We start from the raw sequence: 21,409 nt of genomic DNA, 5'->3' as shown, positions 1-21,409 counted from the left end.
TTTCTCCAACCCCTCAACCGGAGAGCAGTTCCCTTTCTATGTGGCCTGCCCTTCGACGCGTCGCAAGGGGCGGACATCAGAGCGGTCGCGGCGCGGAACTGGCAGGACAGGACAAGTAGTAGTAAGGGAAGCGCGATATATCGCCTTTTTCGGAGCCACGTTACCTTGCGCCCTGAGTCCGGACACGACGACCGCCCGCCTTCCTTTCAGGAACTCATCCTGCGTCTGCACCGCTTCTGGTCCGACCGCGGATGCGTCATTCTCCAGCCTTACGATACGGAGCTGGGCGCCGGTACGTTGTCGCCGCACACGGCGTTGCGCGCGCTCGGCGACAAGCCATGGAAAGCCGCTTATGTGCAGCCGTGCCGCCGCCCTTCCGACGGGCGCTATGGCGAAAATCCCAACCGGCTGCAGCATTACTATCAGTATCAGGTTCTGCTGAAGCCAACGCCGGAAGACAGCCAGCAGCTTCTTCTCGACAGCTACCGCGCCATCGGAATCGATCTGACGAGGCATGACATCCGTTTTGTGGAAGATGACTGGGAAAATCCGACGATCGGCGCCTGGGGCCTTGGCTGGGAAGTGTGGTGCGACGGTATGGAAGTCACCCAGTTCACCTACTTCCAGCAGGTCGGCGGCATACCGGTGGCCCTTCCTTCCACGGAACTGACATACGGCCTCGAACGCCTCGCGATGTATGTGCAGGGCGTGGAGAACGTCTACGATCTGGACTTCAACGGCCAGGGCATGACGTATGGCGACGTCTTCCTGCGCGCCGAACGGGACTATTCACGACACAATTTCGAACTGGCGGACACGAATATGCTGATGCGTCATTTTGCCGACGCCGAGCAGGAATCGCGTCGACTGGCGCAGGCAGGCGTCGCGCAGCCTGCCTATGACCAGTGCCTCAAGGCCAGTCACCTGTTCAACCTGCTGGATGCGCGAGGCGTCATCTCCGTATCGGAACGCGCATCCTATATCGGCCGGGTCCGCGACCTGGCAAAAATCTGCTGCGAAACTTGGCTGACCGGCGCGGAGGAGACATCCCATGGCTGAACTCCTGCTCGTCCTCAATTGTGAGGAAATTCCTGCCCGCATGCAGGAGAATGGCGCAAAAGACCTGAACCGCCTTCTCTCCGCCGCCCTCGACAGTCTCAGACCCCGTGAGCAGAAGACGTTCTGGGGACCGCGCCACATCGCCGTCAGCATGACGGTCGAACCGGGCGTCGCCGCATCGACAAAATCCGAACGTGGCCCCCGCGAGAATGCGCCTGAACAGGCTCTCGATGGCTTCCTGCGCAAACATGGCGCAACACGCGAGAGTCTGACGCTGGAAAACGGTTTCTGGGTTCTCAATTCGAGCGTTCCGGCCATCTCGGCGACCGATGTGATCGCCGAAGCGGCGCCTGAGCTTCTATGGCGTTTCCCCTGGCCGAAATCCATGCGCTGGGGCTCCGGCAGCCATTTCACCTGGGTCCGGCCGCTGCGGCATATCGTCTGCCTGCTCGACGGAACATGCGTGCCGTTTTCGCTTGGCCGCGAGGACGACTATGCCCATGGCCTGCGTTCCGGCACGCAGACGGAAGGCCATCGCTTCATGGCGCCGGGCCTGTTCGAAGTGACCTCCGCCGCCCAGTGGGAGACGTCGCTTCTCCAGCGCAAGGTCATCGCGGACGCCGCCGCACGTGCCGAGCGTATTCTCTCGGGCATTTCCGACGCCGCCGAGACGAAAGCGCTGAGCGTGGTTCCGGATGCAGGTCTTGTGGATGAGGTGGCCGGCCTGACGGAATGGCCCAATGCCCTGCTCGGCCGCATCGATGACGCATTCATGGACCTGCCGCCCGAAGTGATGCAGGTCTCGATGAAGCTGAACCAGCGTTACTTCGCGTTGCGCGATCACGCCGGGAAGGCCGCGCCGTGGTTTGCGTTTGTCGCGAACATGGAGTTCGCCGATCAGGGCGCGCTGACGATCGCCGGAAACGAACGCGTACTGCGCGCCCGCTTCTCCGACGCCCGGCATTTCTGGGATCTTGACCGCAGGACGCCGCTTGCGGAGCGTGTCGACACCCTCAAGACCGTCACGTTTCACGCGAGGTTGGGTACGCAGGCCGCCCGCGTTGGTCGCATCGAGTTCCTGGCCCGCGAGATCGCGCGTGCGATGGCGCTGGATGCCACGCAGCAACGCGATGCCGCCCGTGCCGCCTATCTGGCGAAAGCGGATCTGACGACGGGCATGGTCGGCGAATTTCCGGAACTTCAAGGTGTCATGGGCGGTTATTATGCGCGCCATGACAAGGAGACCAATGCGGTCGCCGATGCGGTCGCGGAGCACTACATGCCGCGCGGCCTGAATGACGACATACCGCGCAATCCCGTTTCGATCGCGGTCGCCCTCGCGGACAGGCTCGACACTCTGGCGGGTTTCTTCGCCATCGACGAGACACCGACGGGATCGGGAGACCCCTATGGGCTGCGGCGCGCGGCTCTGGGAGTCATTCGCATCGTTCGCGACAACGGGCTGCGTTTCGATCTGGGCGCGCTGTTCGATCTGGCCCTGACGCAGATCGCGAAACACGCGACGACGGTGGAAGACCCGGTGTCCTGCCGTGACGCGCTCATGCACTTCATGGCGGAACGTCTGCGCGTTCAGCTCCGCAACGAAGGCGAGCGCCATGACGTGCTTTCCGCCGTTCTCGCCAGGGGCCTCGACGGGGATCTCGTGCGTCTGCTGGCGCGCACCGAAGCGCTCGCCCGGATGCTCAGCACCGACGACGGCCGCAATCTTCTCGCGGCCAGCAAGCGCGCCGCCAACATCCTGCGGATCGAGAACCGCAAGGACGGGCCGCATGTCGGCCTGCCCGATCCGGCTCTTTACCGGCAGGCGGAAGAGCAGACCCTCGCGGAAGCCCTCAAGACCGCGAGCGACGAAATTCATGCCGCGCTTGACGATGAGCATTTTACGGACGCCATGCGGAACGCGGCGGGGCTGCGACCGGCTCTGGACCGCTTTTTCGAGGGGGTGACGGTCAATGATGCTGATTCGGCGCTGCGCCGCAACCGGCTTAAACTTCTCGCGCGCATCGAAGCTACGCTGTCCGAGATCGCGGATTTCGGGCAGATTGACGGATGATGGACTAACAGATGAACGTCTGGTCGCGGCAAGTGTGGCGGATCTTTGGACGATGCTTTCCGAGCCGCCCTAATCTCCCCACACTCGGCTGGCACCCCTTGCCGTGCGGCGGAAAGCCTGTGTTCGCGCTTTCCGTCCGATTGTGCTAGGGATGCCAACAAGGCCGCCTTTGGGGGAGACGACAGGAACCGTCGCTTTCCCCTTCTGGCAGGCCGCAACTGCAACGGATGATGGCGTGACACGCAACGGAAACCGGGATTCAAACCCTTCGAACACACGGAAAGCGTTGGCTGGGTGGCCGAATCTGGCAGGTGTCGCCGGAGGCTTTCTGGTTGTGGCGTCAAGCTTGATCTGCGAGGCTCATGCGGAGCCCGGTCCGGCTGCGACGATCGCGGCCAGTAATGAGCCCGTTCATACGCCCTGGACGAATTCCGTTCGCACCGCGCTGGCCGAACGAGCCCATGAAGCCATGACCAAAGCCCATCATGTCGTGGCGTGGACCCAGCATGGCGTCGCGAGCTGGTACGGCCGCCATCTCAATCACCATCGCACCAGCAGCGGTGAAGCCATGGAGGCGACCGGCCTCACTGCGGCGCACCCTTCCCTGCCGATGGGTTCGCGGGTTTTGGTAACGTCCGAAGACACGGGCCGCTCGGTCATCGTGAAGATCAATGACCGTGGTCCGTTCAACAGTCGCATTATCGATCTATCTCCGCGCGCTGCCGCAAGCCTCGGCATGCTCAGCGCCGGAACGGCCCATGTGAAGATCGCGCCCCTGCCCGAGGGCGGGACGGAGCCGGAGCCGATGGAAGTTGCCGAGGCAGATCCTCAGGCCACCAGCGAGGCGGCGATCGCGGCGGCGGACCCCGGCAAATCTTCACATCATGCGTCTCGCCGAAAAGTTGGCAAGCACGTCGCTATTGCGGCCCATCACGCGAAGAAGCGTTCGTAAGAATTTACGACGCCTACCCGGAATAATATCCTCTGACCTGTTCAGCATCCCGAAGGCCATAAGAACGACGACGCGCTGATCCGCGGCGCGTCGCCGAATGGACAGAGCATCGTATCGTGCAACGCCCCGATTACAGCTATTCTCCCGGACCAGAGCCCAGCACGTCCAGACCCCGCCACGGGGCCACCAAGACCAGGGAAAGCGACGCGAAACAAGCGTAGCAGTCCCTGTCGCGATCAGACGATCTGCGGCTTGCGGGCATTGGTGGCGGCCACGCGCTTTCCCCATTCGACCAGCTGTTTGGTGCAATCCGATCGATCGATACTGCACTCGATCAGCGTCGGCCCCTTTCTGTTGGCCAGTCCCTTTTTGATGGCGTCCTGAAGTTCCGCGCCGGTCGCGGCCTTGAGGCCCAGCCCGTGACCCTCGACCGCGTTGAACACCTCCATAAGACCTGCATAATCCCAGTTCTTTATGTAGTTGTACGGGCCATCGTGAATGGCGATCTCGATCACGTAACCTCTGTTATTCACGAGGAAGATGAGCACCGGCAGCTCGTAACGCACCATTTGCGCAACTTCCTGCGCCGTCAACTGAAACGAGCCATCGCCCACCATGAGAACGTGGCGGCGATCCTGCGATCCCATAGCGTTACCGAAGGCCGAGGGGACCGACCAGCCGATATGGCCCCATTGCATCTCGAGTTCGACCCGCGCGCCCTTCGGAAGGTTCATGCGCACCGCGTTGAACCACGAGTCTCCCGTCTCTGCTACCAGTGTCGTATCCGGCGTCAGGATCGCCTGGATCTGGCGGGTCATTTCGTCATTCGTCAGAGGCGCATCGAGGTTTGCAGGGGCGATTTCGAGCTTCGGCGCGGTGCTGCCCTGCGTGGTCGCGGCTTTCTTCGGAGCGCTCGCGGTGAGTTCGCGCAGAAAATGACGGAGCGTGAAGCCCTCGAAAGACTGGCCGTCGACGGTCACGCGATCGGGTTCGGCGAGAAGCACGTTGTCGCCTTTGGGCCACGCATTCCAGCCCACTGTGGAATAGTCGTTAAACACCGGCGCGAGACAGATCACCGCATCGGCGGTCTCGACAAGTTCCTGCGCGCCCTCATCGCTCACCTCGCCCCAATACACCCCCCGGAAGCCCGCATGCGTTTCCGGGAAAAAACCTTTGGCAGCCGCCATGATCGTGACCGCGCAGCCCATATGATCGGCCAGTTCCACCGTCTGCGCCTGAGCGTCCGCCGCGCGGAGCTTGCTGCCGACGAGCAGAACGACTTTTTCACGCCCCTTCAGCCATTCCAGCGAGGCGGTGACCGCGGCCCTGAGGCTTGTCTCGTCCGCGCGCATCTCGCCCAGCAAGGAGGAGACCGGCCCCGGCCGCACGCAGACCGCCCCTGCGACGTTGCAGGCGATCTCGAGATAAGCGGGCTTGCGTTCACGCAACGCCGTCCGGATCACGTGATCGATCTTGGCCGGCGCCGAAGCCGCGTCCGTGATACTCTCGGCCGCACAGGTCAGATGGCGCACCATTTCAAGCTGGTAGCCGTAATCGTTCGTGCCGATCGTGTGATGCAGAATGTGGCCCGTGCCGTAATCGTTCGAATTCGGCGAACCGGAGACCAGAATGACAGGCAGGTTCTCAGCATAAGCGCCACCAATCGCATTCATCGCGGAAATCGCTCCCACGCTGAACGTCACGACTGCCGCGGCAGCCCCATGCGCACGGGCGTAGCCCTCCGCGCTGAAGCCACAGTTCAGCTCGTTGCAGCAATAGATCTGCTCCATTTCCTTGTTGAGCAGGAGCTGGTCGAGAAGCACGAGATTATAGTCGCCAGCCACGGCGAAATGATGCTTGAGGCCGATCTGGGCAAGACGCTCGGCGAGATACATGCCAACGGTGTAGGTCATCGGATTCTGCCTGTTCAGTGATTTGATCGCAGCATGCGCCTAACTGAACCCTGCGTCCAATATATGGATCATCTCTATTCCATATGATAGACGTATGGAATGGATCTGAGACATCTTCGATATGTGGTCGCTGTCGCGGAATGTGGGACGTTCACCCGCGCCGCCGAACACCTGCATATCGAGCAACCTCCGCTCAGCCAGCAGATCAAGCAGTTGGAACAGGAGCTTGGCCTCAAGCTGTTTGAACGCTCGCGACGCGGCGCCACGCCGACAGACGCGGGTAGACTGCTCATCGAGAAAGCCCGCAGTCTCCTGGCCCTGGAGCAGGAGTTCCGTTCGCTGGCGCGCGGTCTCGCAAGTGGCGAACAGGGGCGTGTGCGCGTCGGCATGGCTGGCGGCGTGACGCTTCTGCCGCTCATTCCGATGGCCATCCGGGCTTTCCGCGACCGCTGGCCCGACGTCGTCGTGACGTTGGAAGAGAGCAATACCCCTGCCCTGTGCGAAGCGCTGCGCGAAGGTCGCGTTGACATCGCCATCGTGCGGCCGCCGGTCCATGATCCCGATATCGTCGTGCGCGCCCTCATGGACGAGCCGACGATGATCGCGCTGCCCCGTGGCCATGCGAAATGCCAACAGCGCGGGCTGCATCTGGCCGACATCCAGGACGAACCTTTCATCATCTTCGAGCGTCATCTCGGTCCGGGCTTCTACGACACGATCATTTCAGCCTGTTTACAGGCCGGGTTCACGCCGCGACTGGGCCAATCCGCGCCACAGGTCGCCGCAACAATCCCGATGGTCGCGGCGGGCATGGGCGTAAGCGTCGTTCCGGCCTATCTCGATCAGATCCATGCGGAAGGTGCGACCTTTCATCCCATTCTGGGGCCAAGCCCGCGAGCCACGATCGCGATCGCCACCCGCATGCCCCATCGCGACGGTCCCGTGGCCAATTTCGAAGCGATCCTGCGTCAGTCCTGTAACGACAGCGAAAGATCGTACAGACCGGAAAAGCTGTGATAGAGCAATGAACAGGCGTCCCGAGGCGAAAAACCGTCATTTCGGATCATGCTGACGGACCACAGACGCGGACAAGAATGACAAAAAAGAAAGCCGCCAGAACCAACCTGATGGTTGTAACGATCGCCCTCGTGATCGTGGTCCTCGTCGGAGGGATCGCGTGGTTCGAAGTGCGTGCAATTCATGCCGCCCGGACATGGACACAACGGGGGGAAGACACGCTTCTCACCATTCAGGATCTCAACGCGACCTTTCGGCAGGCTGAAAGCGGACAGCGCGGTTTTCTTCTGACCGGACGCGAAGACTATCTGCGCCCCTATCTGGAGGCGACCGACCATATTTCGTCCCTGACCCGCCATCTCGATGAACTCGTGGTCGGTCAGCCGGAGCAGCAACAGCGCGTTAAAATCCTGAACGCCGTGCTGGACGCCAAACTGGATGAACTGGCACGCACCATTGCGTTGCGTCGGGCAGGTGGCCTCCACGTCGCCATGCAGGTCATTCTTACCGATGTCGGGCGCAATTATACCGTCGAAATTGTTTCACTCCTTGACGCGATGACGCGTGTGGAACGCGCCGCACTGGAGGCGCATCAGGAAGCGCTTGAGCGGCGCGTCTCCATTATGAACTGGCTTGTCGCCAGCGTGACCATCCTCGGCGTCATGAGTCTCATCTGGACGGCTCGCACCATGCATCGGCTTTGGGCCAGCACGTATCTCAGTGAAACCCGCGAGCGAATGGCAGCCCAGCATCTGCGCACGAGTCTCGACAGCCTGACCCAGGGTGTGGGTGTTTTTTCGTCCGACAACGTTCTGGTCAACTGGAATGGGTGCTTCATTGACCTCCTCGAATTCTCGCCGAACACGCTGCATGTCGGCGCCGCCTATGCGGATATTTGCGACGACGTCAACGCGCGGGAGAGCGCCCCACGCCAACCCGCGCCACGGGACGAAAATCTTTCGCGCAATCGTGAGGAAATCGCGGATGACATCATCGTCCTGAACAGCGGCCGTTATCTGGAAATTCGGCGTTCCCGCCTTCCGGATGGCGGATTTGTCGTCACGGTCACGGATGCGACCAAGCGCGTCCAGGCGGACACCATCCTGCGCGAGTCGCAGAAAATGCAGGCGATCGGACAGCTGACCGGCGGGGTGGCGCATGATTTCAATAACCTTCTGACCGTCGTACTGGGCAATCTGGAACTCTGTCAGGCGAAGCTCTCCGACAGACCGGACCTGCTGAAGAAAATCGAACGCGCGAGTTGGGCAGCCCGCCGGGGCGCCACGCTGACCAGTCAGCTTCTGGCCTTCGCGCGTCGTCAGCCCCTCTCCCCAACCGCCATCGACCTTAACCAGTCGCTGCCGGAACTCGTTCCAATGTTTCAGCGCACTCTAGGCGCCCATATTGATGTGAGTTATGTCGCCCAGCCCCATCTATGGCCGACGATGGCGGATGCCGCGCAACTGGAAAACGCGGTTCTTAATCTGGTGCTCAATGCACGGGATGCCATGCCGGATGGCGGCGCTCTGACGATCGAGGTCGCGAACGCCGTCCTCGACGAAAACTATACGAGCCTGCAATCGGACGTGACCCCCGGCGACTATACGATGATCGCCGTGACCGACACGGGCCATGGCATTCCACGCGACGTCCTTACACGCGTTTTCGAGCCGTTCTTTACGACCAAGAGCGAGGGACGCGGCACGGGGCTGGGCCTTGCCATGGTCTTCGGCTTCGTCAAGCAATCCGGCGGACATATCCAGATCTATTCAGAAGTCAACAATGGTACAGTGGTTCGTATCTACCTTCCCCGCGCCGCGGATAACGAGGGTGCTCAGACGACACAGCCCGCTCCTCCATCCCCCGCCATCCTGGCCCGGCAATCCTCCACGGTTTTCGTCGTCGATGACGACGACGAGGTACGCGAAGTCACGACGGCGATCCTGCGTGGTCTCGGTTATACGACCATCGAAGCTTCGAGCGGGGAAGATGGTTATCGGCAGATCGAACGCCACCATGCGGACATCGACCTGTTACTGACGGACGTGATGCTTCCGGGAACCGTACGTGGGCATGATATCGCCGCATTCCTGAAAAAATACCGCGCTGACGTGCCCGTGCTGTTCATGTCGGGGTATACGGAGAACGCCTTTATTCATCAGGGCAAATTCGACGAAGGGATCGAGTTGATCGCCAAGCCCTTTACGCGTGCACAACTCGGCGGCCGCATTGCGACGCTGCTCCAGCCCGCTCATGATGAACACGATATGATCCCGGGTTAGGAAACTCTGTTTCGGTGTCACGGAACTGATCAACGTAGAGGCAGAGCTTAAATTTTTTATATAAAAGAGAATTTTAATCAAAATAAATAATTATTAGTGCAAATCATTAATGAATTATTTCTTGATCATTTATGCATTATGCAAATAATGTGTTCATAAAAAATATTTTAACAAACCTGCTTCATCTATAAAATATAGTTTATCCCGCCTTATCGTGTTCCTGTCACATCTTTGCGGTTTCGTATCGCTGTGTCATCGTGCGGATCACTCACGCCGTCCGGCGTGGCGCCATGAAAACTGAACAAGGATCCCGGCCTGATGCGTCGTCTTCTCGCCCTCACCACGTTGCTCGGAGGGATGCCCGTGATTGGGGCCGCCCATGCCGAGGCGCCCTTTTCCTTTGCGACAGCTCCGGGACAACTTCCGAAGAACGTGGTGCCTTCGTCCTATGTCATCAATCTGCGTACGGACGTGGCGAAACTGACATTGACCGGCGACGAAACTGTCACAATCGACGTCACGGCGCCGACTTCCGATGTCGTAATCAATCAGGCCGGTCTGAAACTCCACAAGGCCGTTCTTGACGGCGATCAGACCGCAACGATCAGTCAGGACGAAAGCGCCCAGACGGCCACCCTGCATTTCCCTGGCGCGGTGAGCACCGGCAAGCACACGCTCGCGATCAGCTATTCCGGCCCTATCCTCAAAACGCCGAATGGCATCTATATCGACGATTACAAAGGCGCAGACGGCAAAGCCAGGCGCATGATCGTGACACAGTTCGAAGTCGCAGATGCGCGCCGGATGTTTCCGGGCTGGGACGAGCCCGCCTTCAAGGCGACCTTCCAACTGAACGTGTCGCTGCCATTCGACTACGCCGCCATCAGCAACATGCCCATCATCGGCACGACACAGTCGGACGCGAAAACCAAACGCGTGTCGTTTGGCGCAACGCCTCGTATGTCGAGCTATCTGCTTGCGCTCGTCGCCGGCGACATGAGCTCGGTTCAGGGCGAAGCCGACGGCACGCCGATTGCGACATGGGCACCGACCGGCAAGCAGGACCAGGGCCAGTACGCCGTGCAGGCGGCTTCACAGATCCTGCCCTATTATAACGAATATTTCGGCGTGAAATATCCGTTGCCGAAGCTCGACATGCTGGCCATTCCCGGCAACTATCAGGCGGGCGCCATGGAAAACTGGGGGGCCCTGACCTATATCGACAACGCCCTGCTCTTCGACCCGGCCAACAGCACGCCACGTACGCGCGAAACGATTTATTCAGTCGTCGCGCATGAAATGGCGCATCAGTGGTCTGGCGATCTCGTCACCATGGCCTGGTGGGACAATATCTGGCTGAACGAGGGTTTCGCCACCTGGATGCAGACGAAGGTCACGGACAAGATGAACCCGGAATGGGACATCTGGCCGCGTGAGCACCATACGCGCGAGGCGACCATGTCGTCGGACGCCCTGCCTTCGACCCACCCGATCCAGCAGGTCATCCATAATGTCAGCGAGGCCGACACGGCGTTCGACGGTATCAGCTACGGCAAGGGTTCGCTCGTCATCCGCATGATCGAAGGCTGGCTCGGCGAGGATGCCTTCCGCGACGGCATGCGTCTCTACATGAAGGCGCACGCCTACAGCAACACCACCAGCCAGGATCTCTGGAACGCGCTTTCGGAAGCCTCGAAGCTGGATGTCGCAAGCGTGGCCCAGACCTTCACGACCCAGCCCGGCATTCCGGAAGTCGACGTCGCCAGCGCCTGCCATGGCGGCAAGACCGTCTACACGCTGACGCAGAGCCGCTTCACGATCCATGATCCCCATCCGACCGCGCAGACATGGAACATCCCGGTCGTGGCCGGTGGACCGGGCCTGAAAACGCAGAAGCTCGTGCTCGGCGACAAGCCGGTCAAGATCAAGGTCAAGCCCTGCGGCGCGCCGCTGAAGCTCGACCTCGGCGAGAGCGGCTATTATCGGGTGCATTATGATGATGCAGCTTTTGCCGCCCTGCTCAAGGCCGCGCCCTCCTTCGCCGCCGTGGATCGCGCCAACCTGCTCGGCGACCAGTTCGCGCTGTTCCGCGCGGGCAAGGCGCCGATCTCGACCTATTTCGATCTCGTGAACGTACTGACGGCCGCACATGAAAGCGACATCGCGGTTCTGAGCGAAATCATCTCCGGGCTGGACGCAACGGATACGTACGAAATCGGAAGCCCGGACCGCGAGGCGTTCCACGCTTATGCGCGCAGCGTATTGGCGCCGGTGTTCGCGCGTCTCGGCTGGGACCCGAAACCGGGCGAGAGCGTGCTCGACACCATATTGCGCCCCAGCGTGATCGGAGCCCTGGGCGATTTCGGCGATCAGGCGGTCCTCGCCGAAGCCCACACCCGCTTTCAGGCATGGAAGTCGAACCCCGCTTCTGTCCGCCCGGACCTGGTCGGCGTGGTGGCATCGATTGCGATGCGCGACGCGGATCTGAAAACCTGGCAGTGGATGGCTAAAAAGGTGCGTGACGCCCAAAGTACGGAGGTCAAGCTTCGTCTGTTCGGCGCCCTCGCCTCTGTCAGAAATCCCGATCTGATCCGCCGGAACGTCGCTTTCGCCTATAGCGGCGCCATTCCCAACGGTCGCATCGAGATGGCGCTGAGCAGCATCGCGGCCGAGAGCGAACAGCCAGATCTCGTCTGGCAGATCGTCAAGGAGCACGAGAAGGACATCCGCAGCCATCTCGCTCCGTGGTCGCAGGACGGTCTGCTACCCTCCATCGCGGGTCAGTCCAGCAATCCCGCGACGATCGAGGCGCTGAAGTCCGACCCCTCCGCCGACAGGACGACCGGCGCCAAGGTCGAGACCGCGCGTGCCCTTGATCGTGCCAATTCGCGGATCGAGACGAAGACGGTCATGCAGACCCAGTTGCATGACTGGCTCGCGACGCAGAACGGCCACGTCACCACGCCGTAACTGACCCGTTATCTTCCGGGAGGCGCGCCCTCCTGGAAGAAGCAATCGGATTTTCCATGAAAAAAGGGACGTTGCGGCGTCCCTTTTCGTGTTTCAGGCAGGCTCACGGGAGGCGAGATCCACGCCGCAGATGACGCCATCTTCCGTGCCGAAGATGAGCGCGCCGCCGCCCGGCGTGAAAGCCAGCGTCGTGACCGCACCTCGACCGGAGAGGCATACCGGCAGGACGCGTTCAGATCCGGTATCGGCGAGAAGCACCGTGCCGTCTTCATAGCCACCAGCCACCATATCGTGCTTCGGATGCGCGCGGACGGCGGAACAGAACACGCCCGGCAGCCTTGCGATCTCCGCCGGAGGCTTGCCCATCGGGCCGCCTCCGAAGAATGGCCACATGACGATCGCGTCAGCGCCCGAAGTGACCAGCCAGCGCCCGTTCCGCGTGAAATCCAGCGACCTGACCGGCTTCGGATAGCCGCTCATGCGCATGTTATGTCCGTCCGACAGACGCCATCCGTGCAGATCGTTCTCCTGCATGGATGTCACCAGCGCTTCGCCGCCCGGATGAATGGCCAGCCCGATATGGCTACCTTTCCATTCCAGCGGACGCACCGTATCGACTTTGGCCTGGACGAACCACATCGAGACGCCGTTATAATGCGAAGCCGCGATACGCTTGCCCTTCGCATCGAAGACGATGCCGGTGACCGTCGAGGGATGCTCCAGGGCCTTCAGCGTCTCGACCCCTTTCGCGTCACGCAGTTCCAGCCGCTTGCCGCTCGAAAACGCGATGTGGGACGCCGTTGCCGCCACATGGTCGATCCAGCGTCGCCCCTTGTGCAGTTCCGTGATGTCCCCTACGGCACTGATACGCACCAGCCGGTTGTCTTCGCCACCGCTCAGGAAGCCGGAAGGACCGGCATCAGCACAAAGCGACAGCACCGCGCCCTGATGCGCTTCGACACATGTCCATGTCGCCGCTTCAAGGAGCGTCTCAACCGCGACGATCCATATTTCACCGTCAACGGTCCCGATGGCGAAATGCCTGCCGTCCCGCGACGCAGCCGTCGCGCATATGGGAGATCCGACATTGCGCTCCGCGCCACGCGTCGAAAGCAGTTCCGTCATGCCGCTCATGCCGCCAGACAGCTTTCGAAGCCGCGCCGTAGCTGGGGACGATTGAGATTGCGGCCGATGAACACGATGCGCGAAACACGGGCTTCATTCTCTTTCCACGGGCCGATGTAATCGCCATCCGCCATCATGTGGACCGCCTGGAACGCAAAGCGCTCCTGCTGTCCCGCGAAATCGAGAATACCCTTCGAACGCAGAATATCCGGTCCCTGCTCCTGAAGGATCGCCCCGATCCAGGCCTGGAAACGAGCCTCGTCGAGCGGCCGATCGACGGAGAAGGACATGCTGGTGACGCCTTCCTCGTGACTATGCGCGGTATTTTCGAGGAAATCCGGCATGGTTTCGAGAGCCCGCTTCAGGTCAAATCCGCCCCGATCGAGAATATCGCTCATGGAGACATTGCTGCGCGTCGTCCGGTGGATCTGGACGCTGGCATTGATCTGACGCAAACGCGCTTCAATGGCGTCGAGGGTCTGTTCGTCGACGAGATCGACCTTGTTGAGCACGATTACGTCAGCGAATGCGATCTGGTTGACGGCTTCATGGCTCTCTTCGAGAGTCTGCATGACGTTGCACGCATCCACTACGGTCACCACCGCATCGAGGCGGGATTTTGCGCGCAGATTCTCGTCAACGAAGAACGTCTGGGCGACCGGCGCCGGATCGGCGAGGCCGGTCGTCTCGACGATAATGCCGTCGAACCTGTTCCGACGCCGCAGCAGGCTGCCAAGAATGCGGATCAGATCGCCGCGCACCGTGCAGCAGATACAGCCGTTATTGGTTTCGAACACTTCCTCGTCGGCATCGATCACCAGATCGCCATCGACACCGAGTTCACCGAATTCATTGACGAGAACCGCGTATTTCCGACCGTGCTCGGCGGAAAGAATATGGTTGAGGAGCGTCGTCTTGCCTGCCCCGAGGAATCCCGTAAGGACCGTAACCGGGGTCTTCGTCTCTGTCTCGGACATGATGTTCCTTATCGTCCCGATGGTCTTGTCGCCGATCCATATAGTGTCGCCCGGCCCGGCGTGACAGGGGCCAGTGTCACGTTGGCCCCGATGATGTGCCAGACCGGGTGAGAGGCGGCGAAGCCTCCGCCAGGCCGACACCCAGCAGCATGAACGCCCACCCCCCGAGAGGCAGATTCATGAGATCGCTCGTCGAGGCGATCGGCCATTCCTGAACGAGCACGGCGACGAACAATCCGGTACGCCACGCAAATCCTGTCGGCGTGTCCTGCGAGCGCACGCGCGGCCAGAGCGCGCACAGCCACGCCACGACCAGAGCCGAAAACAACAAAAGACCGGGCAACCCGGCATTCGTCAGGGCTTGCAGGTAATGATTATGGGTGTGCTGGGCACATATGTTGACGCCCCCGCCGTCGGGAACGTCATCGAACCACGAAAGACCATGCAGATAGGCGGTATTGGCGCATTGGTGGCGAAAGGCGTCATAGCCCAGCCCCGTCCACGGATTGGCTTTCGCCATCACCAGGGCGCGCGTATAGATGGCTCCATAAGGCGAATGTCCGAAATGGGAGAGCTGCTCGCGCGCCAGCAGAACGAGATGCCGAAAGCTGCCGGGAGACGCGACGCGCGCCATCAGGACAAGCAGCGGCACCGAAAGAGCCGCCATGACCGCTACGGGACGCACAGGGCGATACAGCGCCGCGCATACGAGTAGCCCGAACAGCAGCAGAACGAATGGCATACGCTGGCCGCCCAGCACCATGACACCCACGGCTGCGATCGTCATGACGCCAGCGCCCATAGCGCCGCGCAGGCGATGATCAGGCCCTGCTTTCGCGAAAATCCATGCACAGCCAAGCATGAGCATCGGCAGAAGCAGGCGCGAAAGCGGGGCTGCCGCACGGGGCTGCGCATACGGGCCCGTCAGGGTTCCGTCGACAAATCGCGGCATTCCGAACAGGTTATAACCGAACGCCGCCTGAATCAGCATCTGCAGCGCGATATAGCCGCCGCATAAGCAGACGAGTGCACACATGATCCTGCGGGAACGCTCGTCTTTCAAGGTCCAGCTTTGAAGCGCCGCGGCCATGAGCATGAAACGAATGGACAGGACCGCCTCACCAAGAGCGCCTGCCCCGCCCGATCCCAGGAACGCGACCGGGATCGAGCAGAACAGTTGCCATCCCCACCAGGCAAGCGCGATGCGTACCCAGATGGGCCGCGTCCAGTACCAGTCCTTCTCAACGAAGCTGCGTGCCAGGAGCAGTACTGCCAGTATGTCGATCGTCACTTCCGCGGGCCCGCGTCCATGCGTCAGAAACAGCGGCAGGGCGAGTGTCGCCATGCGCCCAACGCCATCCATGAACCTGGAAATTCTTGCTTTGCAAACCATGGGTTAACGACATGAGGCACAAGCGACGCGAAGGCAAGCAACGGATCGTTTCCGAAAGCCGTAGAGAATCGCATGGCGTATTTGTAAGGGAAATTAATGAAACGAACGCCGTTCATCGCCGTTGGTTGACACGACTTCCACGGGAAAAACCAAACAAGAAGGATCAACCGATGTCGATCACCATCAATCGTCTCGCCGCTGTGACATTGGGCGCCGGTCTGGCTTTCGCTCTTCCTTCACAGAGCGCCAAAGCCGAAGATGCTCTGGGCACGCCGGTCGGCCACCTGACCCTATCCGCGCAATCCGCCGATGTCGGGGTCGGATTCAGCTGGGGTGAAGGCACGCTGACATACGGCCACCACAAATATCGTTTCAAGGTCAGCGGCGCCGACATCGCAGCCGTGGGTTACTCGAAGATCAGCGCCCATGCGACCGTCTATAATCTCAAAAATCTGCACGATTTCGACGGCACCTATGGCGCGCTGAATGGCGAAGCGACGCTGGATCGCGGTCTTGGGGGCGCACTGCTGAGCAACTCGAACGGGGTCAAGCTCAAGCTCGACAGCGTTACCCGTGGCGCCCGCCTCGCCGCCGGCGCCCAAGGGCTGACCTTTACCCTCGAGAAGTAAAACGCATCTTTGGGTGCCCTGACGGGCCTAAACCGTTTTGCGTGCAAGCACCTTGCAGATCGCCCCGGTCAGCCGTGAAAGCTGATCGGGGCGTATCGTGAACGCCGGGGTCAGATAGACGATATCGCGAAACGGCCTCACCCAGACCCCTTCCGAAAGAAAGGCGTCCTTGAGAGCATTCAGGTCGTCGATGCGCTCAAGCTGCACCACGCCAATCGCTCCGAGCACACGGACGTCTTTCACGCCTTCAAGGTCTAGACATGGCGCGAGCTCCGTCTCCAGTTGCTGCCGGATCGCCTCGACCTGCTCCAGCCGCGGCTCGCATTCGAAAAGATCAAGCGATGCATTGGCCGCGGCACAGGCGAGCGGATTGGCCATGAATGTCGGGCCGTGCATCAACGCGTGTAACGGATCGTCCGACAGAAATGCCTCGAACACGTGACGGCGCGCGACGGTCGCCGCAAGCGCCATCGTGCCGCCGGTCAGAGCCTTCGAGAGCGTGACGATGTCAGGTACGATTCCGGCCTGTTCACACGCGAACATTGTTCCCGTCCGTCCAAATCCCGTAAATATTTCATCCAGAATCAACAAGCTGCCGCTCCTGTCCGCGACGTCGCGCAAGGCCCTAAGAACTTCGGGCGCATGGAACACCATACCGCCCGCGCCCTGTACGAGCGGCTCGACGACGATCGCCGCGATTTCATGCCCCTGCCTTGCGAGAAGATCGTCCAGAGCCGCGCGTTTCCCGGGCGTGGTCGGCAGATCCGCGATGATCTGGTCGGGAAGCGCGCCCGCGAACATGGCGTGCATGCCCTCTTCCGGATCGCAGATGGCCATCGTCGCGATGGTGTCCCCGTGATAGCCGCCACGAAACGACAGAAGCCGGGTTCGCCCCTTCACACCGCGATTGAGCCAGTATTGGATCGCCATCTTGAGGGCGACCTCCACCGCGACAGAACCGGAATCCGTAAAAAAGACGCGTTCGAGATCGCCGGGCAGCAAAGCGCTGAGTCGGGTGGCGAGTTCAAGCGCGGGCCGGTGGACGAGCCCTCCGAACATGACATGCGGCATGCGGTGGAGCTGCTCTTCGACCGCCTGGCGGATATGGGGATGATTGTAGCCGTGGCAGGCCGTCCACCATGACGCGATGCCGTCAATCAGCGACCGTCCATCCGCCGTCCTGATGACGCAGCCATCCGTCGACTCCGCGACGACGGGTGCGCGCATGGTGTGCATCTGCGTGTAGGGCAGCCAAATGTGGGACAGGCCACGCTCAACCCGGTTTCTGGTCATATGTCGTCATCCCGCTCGTGCGCCAATACTCTGTCCATGCCAATTGACCCGGAACGCCACATCCGGCACGGACGGTCTCTCATGACGCGCTTCGACCCATATTTCCAGCGCGCGCTCGACGCGCTCAATGCCAAGGGCCTGAGGCGCACCCTGCGCCCGGTCGGGCATCGCCGGATGGATCCGAAAGTCGTGCGGCGCGATGGCGCGCGGCTGATCGACTGTGCGTCCAATGACTATCTGGGGCTCGCTTCGCATCCCGCCCTGGCGGAGCGCGCGGCGCAATGGGCGGAGCTTTACGGAACCGGCGGACGGGCTTCACGACTCGTGACCGGAACGCTTGACCTTCACGCATCCGTGGAAAATCGCCTCGCCCGCTTCAAGAAGGTGGAAAGCGCGCTGATTTTTGCATCAGGATGGCAGGCCAACGCCTCCGTGCTGCCCGCCCTCTTCGCCCTGTCGGGGAAGCAGACCGGCCATGACGCGCTCGTTTTCACCGATCGCCTGAATCACGCGAGCATGCATCACGGATGTGTGGCCTCAGGCGTTCGACAGCACCGTTTCCGGCACAACGATATGGCGCATCTGGAAAGCCTGCTCGCGAAACATGCCCATGAGAAAGGACTCCGCTTCATCGTCACCGAAAGCGTGTTCTCGATGGACGGAGACCGCGCGGATGTCGCGGCGCTGCGCCTGCTCGCCGATCGTCATGAAGCGTTCCTTTATATCGACGAGGCCCATGCCACGGGCGTGCTTGGAAGCCACGGACAGGGACTGGCAACAGACCATGGCGTGGACCTCGTCATGGGGACATTCAGCAAAGCTCTCGGCGCCATGGGAGCCTATGTCGCCGGATCTCGCGCCGTTTGCGACTATCTCGTCAGCGCGTGCTCCGGGTTCATCTACAGCACGGCGCCATCACCGCCGATGCTGGGCGCGATCGACGCGGCGCTGGAAGTCGTGCCGGGTCTCACCGCCGAACGTGCGCGCCTCGAAGCCAGCGGACAGACGCTTCGCAAGGCGCTGGCCGCGGCAGGACTGGATAGCTGCGGCTCGACGACGCAGATCGTGCCGGTACGGATTGGCGACGCCGCGCGCGCGATGGATGTCGCGCACCGTCTGGCCAGCGATGGCATTCTCGCCGTCGCCATCCGCCCTCCCACGGTCCCGGCCGGGACCGCGCGACTACGCCTGACTCTCAATGCCATGCAGGATGAGAAGGACATTACAACGATCGCCAATGCCGTCATTCAAGCCATGCACGAGACGGCGCCATGAGATTTCTTTTCGTCCATGGATGGGGGTTCGATGCGTCATTCTGGAAGCCTCTGCTCTCCATGCCGGATCTCGACGACAGCCGGGCAACGGTCTTCGAAGCCGGTTATTTCGGAGCGCCGCCCCATCTGGCGCTCCCGGAAGAACCGTTCGTCGCGATCACGCATTCTGCCGGAACACCGTGGTTCCTTGAGCGCATGCCGCCGTGGTGCCGGAAACTCCTGGTGATCAACGGTTTTGCGCGCTTTTCCTGTGCCGATGACTTCAGGTCCGGAATCCCGCTCCGCATCCTGACCCGCATGCGCCAGAGACTCGGAAACGAACCCGAGACGACTCTAGGCGATTTTCGCGCTCGCGTCGGCTGTCGGGAAAGCTGGGAAGGAGCGCCGGACATCGCTCGCCTGGAAGCGGGATTGCAGCGTCTATGCGAGGTTGATGCGCGCCAGCCCGCCCGCGAAAACGCGGAACGCATTGCCTGGATCGCGGGCGCGCGGGACCCGCTCATTTCGAGCTACATGACCCATGAGAGCTTCTCGCCCGTTTCCTCCGGCCTGATTTATGAGGGCGGCCACCTCCTGCCTCTCGAGGAGCCGAACAGGCTGGCGACCTGGATAAGGGATATGGCTTTATGAATGTGTCTGACGGCTCGACGATCGCAGGACGCTTCAATGCGGCGGCAGCGGCGTATGAAGGGGCCGCGCGAGTCCAGGCCGAAAGCGCAACGTTGCTAGCGACGCGCATCCGCGCCGCGTTCGCGGACAAGGCTCCACGTCGCATCCTCGAGTTCGGGTGCGGAACGGGACTGCTGACGTCAAAAATCCGGGCGATGTTTCCCGATGCGGAACTGACCGTGACGGACATCGCACCGCTTATGCTCGAGCAGACGGCCTCACGCGTCGGCCACCATGCGACACATTACGCCCTGATGGATGCGAACGACGCTCATGGCGCGAACCGCTATGATCTGATCTGCTCGAACTTCGCGATGCAGTGGCTTTCCGACCGAGCCACCGCCCTTGCGAAACTCGCCGCCCTTCTCACCCCCGGCGGTCGCCTGATGGTCACCACGCTTGCGGAAGGCAGTTTTGCCGAGTGGCGACGCGCCTGCGCGCTCAGCGACGTGCCGTGCGGCTTCCCCGTCTATCCTTCCGCCCGGCAGCTTCAGAAGGAATGGCCGTTCTGCGGCAGCGGCGCCTGGGACGTAATTCCCGTCTACGACCGTGTTGGAAGTGGGCTCGCTTTTCTGCGCGATCTGAAACGCATAGGGGCTGCGACCCCGCATCCTGCCGCCGTTCCGACGGGCGCACGGTTGCGGGCGGCCATCCACAATTTCGATGCGAGAGCGACCGGGACGGTCACCTATCAGGTCGCAATCGGCTGCTTTCGGCGTTCCTGTCCGCTTCCCGGGGTGTTCGTGACCGGCACGGATACGGGAGTCGGGAAAACACTCGCGAGCGCCTGTCTGACACAGGCCTGGAATGCGACGTACTGGAAGCCGCTTCAGAGCGGACTTGCGGACGAGCCCGGAGACACCGATACGGTCATGAACCTCGCGGGCGTGCCGCCATCGCGCATGATACCTCCCGCCTATGCGCTCCAGGCGTCGCTCTCACCCCTGGATGCCGCGCGCGCCGAAGGCATGGTGATCGATCCCGCACGGCTCGCCCTCCCGGACCGCGTCCGGCCGCCGCTCGTGATCGAGGGGGCCGGGGGTCTGCTGGTTCCCGCCAGCGAGCACCTTATGATGATCGATCTCATCGCGCTTTACGGCATGCCCGTGGTGCTCGTCGCGCGCAGCGGGCTCGGCACGATCAACCATACACTTCTGAGCCTGGAAGCCCTGAAAAATCGGGGCATCGAGGTTGCCGGGGTCCTTCTCGTCGGTCCGATCAATGAAGGAAATCGCGCAGCCATCGCGCAAAGAAGCAATGTGCGCATTCTCGCGGAAATTCCGTGGATGGACGAGGTCAATGCCGCGTCCATCTCGAACGTGGCGGCGACGATACCGATATTCGATAGCATCAGCCGACGATAAGATGCCTGAACCTCCGCCCCGGACACGAAAAAGGCGTCCTTCGCGGGGACGCCCTCTCTGAATGCCGCTTGGGTATGACCTTGACCGTCAGCCGCCCTTCAGGAAATTACCGAGGTCCGAGCGCGATTTGTTCACGATCCCGTTCATCTGGTCACGCTGACCTGTGGCTGAATCACGAAACTTGCTCACCGTATTGGACGGTGTCTGCTCGAGATTGGTGAGCCTGCCTTGAGCCTTGTCGATTTTCCGCTGCAAACGCGCCTTATCCGAGGCCGAAGCATTGGTATATTTTTCCTTCAGGCTCGCGAGTTTCTTCTCCTGCGCTTCACGTTCAGCCGCAGTACCCGATCGATATTTCTGCGCCTGCTCGTTCAGACAGTTTTCCCTGTTGGCAATCCGTCCCAGCGCACTCATGCCG

The 21,409-nt window shown here is 61.4% G+C and carries 16 protein-coding genes; 10 read left to right on the top strand and 6 right to left on the bottom strand.

Annotation, left to right across the window (positions count from 1 at the left end):
* The first annotated feature begins 165 nt into the window (after positions 1-165).
* The 3 genes from PWM43_RS10960 to PWM43_RS10950 all read left to right on the top strand — a co-directional run bounded on the left by PWM43_RS10960 (position 166) and on the right by PWM43_RS10950 (position 4,085).
* Positions 166-1,059: a glycine--tRNA ligase subunit alpha gene (locus tag PWM43_RS10960; protein WP_289842548.1), complete on the top strand. Its 894-nt coding sequence runs from the start codon at positions 166-168 to the stop codon at positions 1,057-1,059.
* On the top strand, positions 1,052-3,133 hold the full coding sequence (glyS, locus tag PWM43_RS10955; RefSeq protein ID WP_289842547.1) for a glycine--tRNA ligase subunit beta: 2,082 nt from the start codon (positions 1,052-1,054) through the stop codon (positions 3,131-3,133). Before PWM43_RS10960 ends, glyS begins: the two co-directional genes overlap by 8 nt.
* Before the next feature lie 334 nt (positions 3,134-3,467).
* Positions 3,468-4,085: a septal ring lytic transglycosylase RlpA family protein gene (locus PWM43_RS10950; RefSeq protein ID WP_289842546.1), complete on the top strand. Its 618-nt coding sequence runs from the start codon at positions 3,468-3,470 to the stop codon at positions 4,083-4,085.
* Positions 4,086-4,321: 236 nt separating this feature from the next.
* Here the strand turns inward: PWM43_RS10950 and PWM43_RS10945 are convergent, their stop codons facing one another.
* On the bottom strand, positions 4,322-5,998 hold the full coding sequence (locus PWM43_RS10945; RefSeq protein ID WP_289842545.1) for an alpha-keto acid decarboxylase family protein: 1,677 nt from the start codon (positions 5,996-5,998) through the stop codon (positions 4,322-4,324).
* Positions 5,999-6,097: 99 nt separating this feature from the next.
* Here PWM43_RS10945 and PWM43_RS10940 point away from each other — a divergent pair, with 99 nt between their 5' ends.
* The 3 genes from PWM43_RS10940 (at position 6,098) to PWM43_RS10930 (ending at position 12,267) form a co-directional block, all read left to right on the top strand.
* Positions 6,098-7,015, top strand: a complete 918-nt coding sequence (locus tag PWM43_RS10940; RefSeq protein ID WP_289842544.1) for a LysR substrate-binding domain-containing protein — start codon at positions 6,098-6,100, stop codon at positions 7,013-7,015.
* Positions 7,016-7,092: 77 nt separating this feature from the next.
* On the top strand, positions 7,093-9,297 hold the full coding sequence (locus PWM43_RS10935; protein WP_289842543.1) for a CHASE3 domain-containing protein: 2,205 nt from the start codon (positions 7,093-7,095) through the stop codon (positions 9,295-9,297).
* Between the two features lie 318 nt (positions 9,298-9,615).
* Complete coding sequence (locus PWM43_RS10930) at positions 9,616-12,267, top strand: M1 family metallopeptidase (RefSeq protein ID WP_289842542.1); 2,652 nt, start codon at positions 9,616-9,618, stop codon at positions 12,265-12,267.
* Between the two features lie 93 nt (positions 12,268-12,360).
* Here PWM43_RS10930 and PWM43_RS10925 read toward each other — a convergent pair whose 3' ends face one another.
* From PWM43_RS10925 to PWM43_RS10915, 3 genes are all read right to left on the bottom strand, one after another.
* On the bottom strand, positions 12,361-13,392 hold the full coding sequence (locus tag PWM43_RS10925; RefSeq protein WP_289842635.1) for a WD40 repeat domain-containing protein: 1,032 nt from the start codon (positions 13,390-13,392) through the stop codon (positions 12,361-12,363).
* A gap of 5 nt (positions 13,393-13,397) precedes the next feature.
* Positions 13,398-14,369, bottom strand: a complete 972-nt coding sequence (locus PWM43_RS10920; protein WP_289842541.1) for a CobW family GTP-binding protein — start codon at positions 14,367-14,369, stop codon at positions 13,398-13,400.
* Positions 14,370-14,445: 76 nt separating this feature from the next.
* A complete protein-coding gene (locus tag PWM43_RS10915; RefSeq protein WP_289842540.1) occupies positions 14,446-15,714 on the bottom strand; it encodes an O-antigen ligase family protein in 1,269 nt (422 codons plus the stop codon).
* A 218-nt stretch (positions 15,715-15,932) separates the two neighbouring features.
* Here PWM43_RS10915 and PWM43_RS10910 point away from each other — a divergent pair, with 218 nt between their 5' ends.
* The gene (locus PWM43_RS10910; RefSeq protein ID WP_289842539.1) at positions 15,933-16,391 is read left to right on the top strand and encodes a hypothetical protein; all 459 of its coding nucleotides are present in this window, start codon (positions 15,933-15,935) and stop codon (positions 16,389-16,391) included.
* A 27-nt stretch (positions 16,392-16,418) separates the two neighbouring features.
* Here PWM43_RS10910 and PWM43_RS10905 read toward each other — a convergent pair whose 3' ends face one another.
* Entirely contained in the window at positions 16,419-17,684 is a 1,266-nt protein-coding gene (locus PWM43_RS10905) for an adenosylmethionine--8-amino-7-oxononanoate transaminase (protein ID WP_289842538.1), read from the bottom strand.
* Positions 17,685-17,765: 81 nt separating this feature from the next.
* Between PWM43_RS10905 and PWM43_RS10900 the strand changes: the two genes are divergently transcribed.
* The 3 genes from PWM43_RS10900 to bioD are packed head-to-tail and all read left to right on the top strand — an operon-like array spanning position 17,766 to position 20,991.
* On the top strand, positions 17,766-18,959 hold the full coding sequence (locus PWM43_RS10900) for an aminotransferase class I/II-fold pyridoxal phosphate-dependent enzyme (RefSeq protein ID WP_289842537.1): 1,194 nt from the start codon (positions 17,766-17,768) through the stop codon (positions 18,957-18,959).
* The gene (locus tag PWM43_RS10895; RefSeq protein ID WP_289842536.1) at positions 18,956-19,588 is read left to right on the top strand and encodes an alpha/beta fold hydrolase; all 633 of its coding nucleotides are present in this window, start codon (positions 18,956-18,958) and stop codon (positions 19,586-19,588) included. The genes PWM43_RS10900 and PWM43_RS10895 overlap by 4 nt, the downstream gene beginning before the upstream one ends.
* Positions 19,585-20,991, top strand: a complete 1,407-nt coding sequence (gene bioD / locus PWM43_RS10890) for a dethiobiotin synthase (protein WP_289842535.1) — start codon at positions 19,585-19,587, stop codon at positions 20,989-20,991. Before PWM43_RS10895 ends, bioD begins: the two co-directional genes overlap by 4 nt.
* An 87-nt stretch (positions 20,992-21,078) precedes the next feature.
* On the opposite strand, the gene PWM43_RS10885 is transcribed toward bioD, so the two are convergent.
* Positions 21,079-21,405 (bottom strand): guided entry of tail-anchored proteins factor 1, encoded by a 327-nt coding sequence (locus tag PWM43_RS10885; RefSeq protein WP_289842534.1) that lies wholly within the window; start codon positions 21,403-21,405, stop codon positions 21,079-21,081.
* Positions 21,406-21,409: the final 4 nt, after the last annotated feature.

The organism is Brytella acorum (genome assembly GCF_029309905.1).
GTDB classification, from domain to species: domain Bacteria; phylum Pseudomonadota; class Alphaproteobacteria; order Acetobacterales; family Acetobacteraceae; genus Brytella; species Brytella acorum.
Note: the sequence above shows the minus strand (reverse complement) of the source record. Positions and strands in the feature narration are given on the sequence as shown.

What these genes read in the sequence shown, in the direction of transcription:
- PWM43_RS10895 (WP_289842536.1), top strand. Translation starts at nt 18,956, where the DNA reads ATGAGATTTCTTTTCGTCCATGGATGGGGGTTCGATGCGTCATTCTGG.
- PWM43_RS10905 (WP_289842538.1), bottom strand. Translation starts at nt 17,684, where the DNA reads ATGACCAGAAACCGGGTTGAGCGTGGCCTGTCCCACATTTGGCTGCCC.
- PWM43_RS10900 (WP_289842537.1), top strand. Translation starts at nt 17,766, where the DNA reads ATGACGCGCTTCGACCCATATTTCCAGCGCGCGCTCGACGCGCTCAAT.
- PWM43_RS10930 (WP_289842542.1), top strand. Translation starts at nt 9,616, where the DNA reads ATGCGTCGTCTTCTCGCCCTCACCACGTTGCTCGGAGGGATGCCCGTG.
- glyS (WP_289842547.1), top strand. Translation starts at nt 1,052, where the DNA reads ATGGCTGAACTCCTGCTCGTCCTCAATTGTGAGGAAATTCCTGCCCGC.
- PWM43_RS10920 (WP_289842541.1), bottom strand. Translation starts at nt 14,369, where the DNA reads ATGTCCGAGACAGAGACGAAGACCCCGGTTACGGTCCTTACGGGATTC.
- PWM43_RS10925 (WP_289842635.1), bottom strand. Translation starts at nt 13,392, where the DNA reads ATGACGGAACTGCTTTCGACGCGTGGCGCGGAGCGCAATGTCGGATCT.
- bioD (WP_289842535.1), top strand. Translation starts at nt 19,585, where the DNA reads ATGAATGTGTCTGACGGCTCGACGATCGCAGGACGCTTCAATGCGGCG.
- PWM43_RS10915 (WP_289842540.1), bottom strand. Translation starts at nt 15,714, where the DNA reads ATGGCGACACTCGCCCTGCCGCTGTTTCTGACGCATGGACGCGGGCCC.
- PWM43_RS10910 (WP_289842539.1), top strand. Translation starts at nt 15,933, where the DNA reads ATGTCGATCACCATCAATCGTCTCGCCGCTGTGACATTGGGCGCCGGT.
- PWM43_RS10940 (WP_289842544.1), top strand. Translation starts at nt 6,098, where the DNA reads ATGGATCTGAGACATCTTCGATATGTGGTCGCTGTCGCGGAATGTGGG.
- PWM43_RS10935 (WP_289842543.1), top strand. Translation starts at nt 7,093, where the DNA reads ATGACAAAAAAGAAAGCCGCCAGAACCAACCTGATGGTTGTAACGATC.
- PWM43_RS10885 (WP_289842534.1), bottom strand. Translation starts at nt 21,405, where the DNA reads ATGAGTGCGCTGGGACGGATTGCCAACAGGGAAAACTGTCTGAACGAG.
- PWM43_RS10945 (WP_289842545.1), bottom strand. Translation starts at nt 5,998, where the DNA reads ATGACCTACACCGTTGGCATGTATCTCGCCGAGCGTCTTGCCCAGATC.